The sequence below is a fragment of the Pseudoxanthomonas sp. LjRoot204_2 genome (genome assembly GCF_056175765.1).
This window is the reverse complement of sequence record NZ_JBGFFG010000412.1, coordinates 1-2953: the sequence shown is the minus strand read 5'-3', so window position 1 is coordinate 2953 and position 2953 is coordinate 1. Positions and strand designations below refer to the sequence as shown.

The 2953-nt window shown below is 70.2% G+C and carries 3 protein-coding genes and 1 pseudogene; 2 read left to right on the top strand and 2 right to left on the bottom strand.

From position 1 onward, the window contains the following. Both AC04L7_RS15715 and AC04L7_RS15710 read right to left on the bottom strand, forming a co-directional pair. The coding region (locus AC04L7_RS15715) for a FecR/PupR family sigma factor regulator (RefSeq protein ID WP_475513371.1) at positions 1-250 on the bottom strand (250 nt) is incomplete at its 3' end. Further along, positions 228-821 carry an RNA polymerase sigma factor gene (locus tag AC04L7_RS15710; protein WP_296278934.1) on the bottom strand — a complete coding sequence of 198 codons (594 nt, stop codon included), beginning with the start codon at positions 819-821 and terminating at the stop codon, positions 228-230. The genes AC04L7_RS15710 and AC04L7_RS15715, both read right to left, overlap by 23 nt. Positions 822-855: 34 nt before the next feature. On the opposite strand from AC04L7_RS15710, the pseudogene AC04L7_RS15705 reads away from it, so the two are divergent. Both AC04L7_RS15705 and AC04L7_RS15700 read left to right on the top strand, forming a co-directional pair. Continuing rightward, a pseudogene (locus tag AC04L7_RS15705) lies at positions 856-1701 on the top strand (cyanophycinase); the annotation flags it as partial. A 198-nt stretch (positions 1702-1899) separates the two neighbouring features. Beyond that, complete coding sequence (locus AC04L7_RS15700) at positions 1900-2880, top strand: isoaspartyl peptidase/L-asparaginase family protein (RefSeq protein WP_475513372.1); 981 nt, start codon at positions 1900-1902, stop codon at positions 2878-2880. The last annotated feature ends 73 nt before the right edge of the window (positions 2881-2953 follow it).

Here is a 2953-nt window from a genome sequence, read left to right as displayed (position 1 = left end):
GCGCGAAGGTGACCTCGCTCAGGTCGGGTCGTGCATCCGGACGCGCGGGCGCCGACATCCTGCGCGGCGGCGTCACGCCCGCCGGCAGGCCGGCGGCGAGCGCCTGCAGCCGCAGGTAGGCGACCTTGTGGCGCGCTGATGCGGCCAGCCAGGCCTCCAGCAACTGTTGCTCGCCCGCCGTCCAGCCCTCCGCGTCGCGGCGCGCCAGCCAGTCGGCGGCCTGCTCCTCAATCTGTCTGCTGTCGGCCATGTCCGTCGTCCTCGTCCGTGACGGGCCGGGCGCGTCGCCCCTCCAGCGCGGGCACGGCGTCGCCGCCGTACAGGTGGTCGGCGATCAGGCGCATCCCCTTGGCCAAATGCTTTTCCACGGTCTTCTCGCTGATGCCCAGTTGGCGGGCGACATCCTTCTGCGGCAGTTCCTCCACGCGCCGCAGCCACACCACTTCGCGGCAACGGTCGGGGAGCCGGTCCAGGGCCTCGACCACGCGCTTGAGCGCCTGGCGGGTCCCGGTCCACCGCTCGGGCGACACCTCGTCGATCAGGTAGACGTTCGAGGACTCGAAATCACCCACTGGCTCGATCGACACCACCCGGCTGCGACGCAGGCGGTCGGTCATCAGGTGCCGTGCGGTCGCGAACAGGAAGGCCTTCGGCGCGTCCGGACGCACGCGGCCCGCCGCTTCGTAGACGCGCGCGTAGACCTCCTGGCGAAGGTCGTGCCACTCGTCGCGGTGCGGCCAGCTGCGTTGCAGGAACAGCGCCAGCGCGCGCTCGTGGACGAGCACTTCGCGAACGAACCAGTCGTCGAATTCGGTGGGCATGGCCGCACTCTAGCCCAAGCACGAACGCTTCCGCATGGGGGAACGGTGCCGTCGGTTCGTCTCCCTACGTCATCGGCGCGTGGCATCCTGCCGCGACCTTCGACTCAGGGAGTACGGCATGGTGTCTGTCTTCGGCATGTTGCGGCGCGGCGCGGTCTGCGTGGTGGCGCTCGCCTTGTCACTGCCGGCGTTCGCCGCCACACCCGCGCATTACGTGCTGGGCGACACCGCGGCGAAAACCCCGGGACAGGTACAGCCCGGGCTGCTGCTGATGGGCGGGGGCGACCGCAACTTCGATGCGATGCGCTGGTTCATGAAGAAGGCCGGCAACGGCCACATCGTCGTGCTGCGCGCCTCGCAGGCGGGCGAGATCGGCGAGGAGTTCTTCAACGAGGTCGGCGGCATCGCCTCGGTGGAAACCTGGGTCTTCAGCGACCGCGAAAGCGCGAGCGATCCGGCCGTACTGCGCAGCCTGAAGCGCGCCGACGGCATCTTCCTGGCCGGCGGCGACCAGTCGCGCTACGTGCGCTACTGGCGCGGCACGCCGGTAGGCGAGGCGCTGGATGCGCACGTGCGCGCCGGCAAGCCGCTGGGCGGCACCAGTGCCGGCCTGGCGATGCAGGGCGAATACCTGTACGGCGCGATGGACGGCGGCAGCCAGATCAGTCCGCGTGCGCTGGCCGATCCGCTCGGCCCGGACAACACGATCGAGACGGGCTTCCTGCAACTGGCGCTGCTGAAGGGCGTGCTCACCGACACGCACTTCAGCGAACGCAACCGGCTGGGCCGGCTGATCGCGTTCGTCGCCAAGGCCGAGTCGATGGCGGGTCGCCCGCTCCTGGGGCTGGGCGTGGATGAAGACGCCGCGGTCGCCGTGGAAGGCGACGGGACGGCGCGCGTGTACGCCACGGCGCCCGGTGCGGGCGCGACGGTGGTGAAGGGCGGGTTCGCACAGAAGCAGGTCGAAGACGAACCGATGAACCTCGAGCGTGTCGACACCGTCATCGCCGGCGTCGATTCCGTGCTGCACCTGCCGAATGGGCGCGTCGACAAGCCTGCCGCCGAGCGCCGTTACGCGGTGCGCAACGGCGTGCTGGCGGCGCTGGATTCGCCGCTGCTGGTGATCCACGGCGGTGCGGGCGTCGAGCGCGCCGGCATGACGCCAGCGGACGAGGATGCCGCGCGCAAGGCGCTGGAAGCTGCGCTGCGCGCCGGCCACGCGCAGCTGAAGGCCGGCAAGCCCGCGCTCGATGCCGTGACCGCGGCGATCACCGTGCTGGAGGATGCGCCGCAGTTCAACGCGGGCCGCGGCGCGGTGTTCACGCACGACGGAAAGAACGAACTGGATTCCTCGATCATGGACGGCGCCACCGGCAAGGCCGGCGCGGTCGCGGGCGTGCATCGCGTGAAGAATCCGATCACCCTCGCACGCGCGGTAATGGAGAAATCCCGGCACGTGATGATGGTCGGCGGCGGCGCCGAAGCGTTCGCGAAGGAGCAGGGCGTCACCCTGGTCGATCCGTCGTACTTCCGTACCGAGAAGCGCTGGCAGCAGCTGCAGGATGCGCTGAAGGAAGAGAAGCAGGCGCAGGCGAGCAACACGCCGCTGGAACTGCCTGGCAAGRCCTACTTCGGCACGGTCGGTGCGCTGGCGCTCGATGCGAAGGGGCAGCTGGCGGCGGGTACGTCGACCGGCGGCATGACCAACAAGCGCTACGGCCGCGTGGGCGACTCGCCGATCATCGGCGCCGGTACCTGGGCCGATGACCGTTGTGCGTTCTCCGGTACCGGTTGGGGCGAGTACTACATCCGCGCATCCGCCGCGCACGAGGTCTGCGCGCGCGTGCGCCTGGCCGGCTACGGCATCGCACGCGCCGCCGAGGGCGTGATTAACCGCGACATTCCGAAAGCCGGCGGCGACGGCGGCGCCATCGCGCTGGGCGCCGACGGCAGCATGGCGTTCCCCTTCAATACCGAGGGCATGTACCGCGGCTGGATCGGGGCCGACGGCGTGCCGCACGTGGCGATCTACAAGGAAGACGCGCTGCCCGCGCGTTGAGGCGCGATGGGGCTATGCTCCTTCCCTCGACGGGGAAGGGGCAGGGATATGAAAGGCAGTGTCGCAGTGGGGT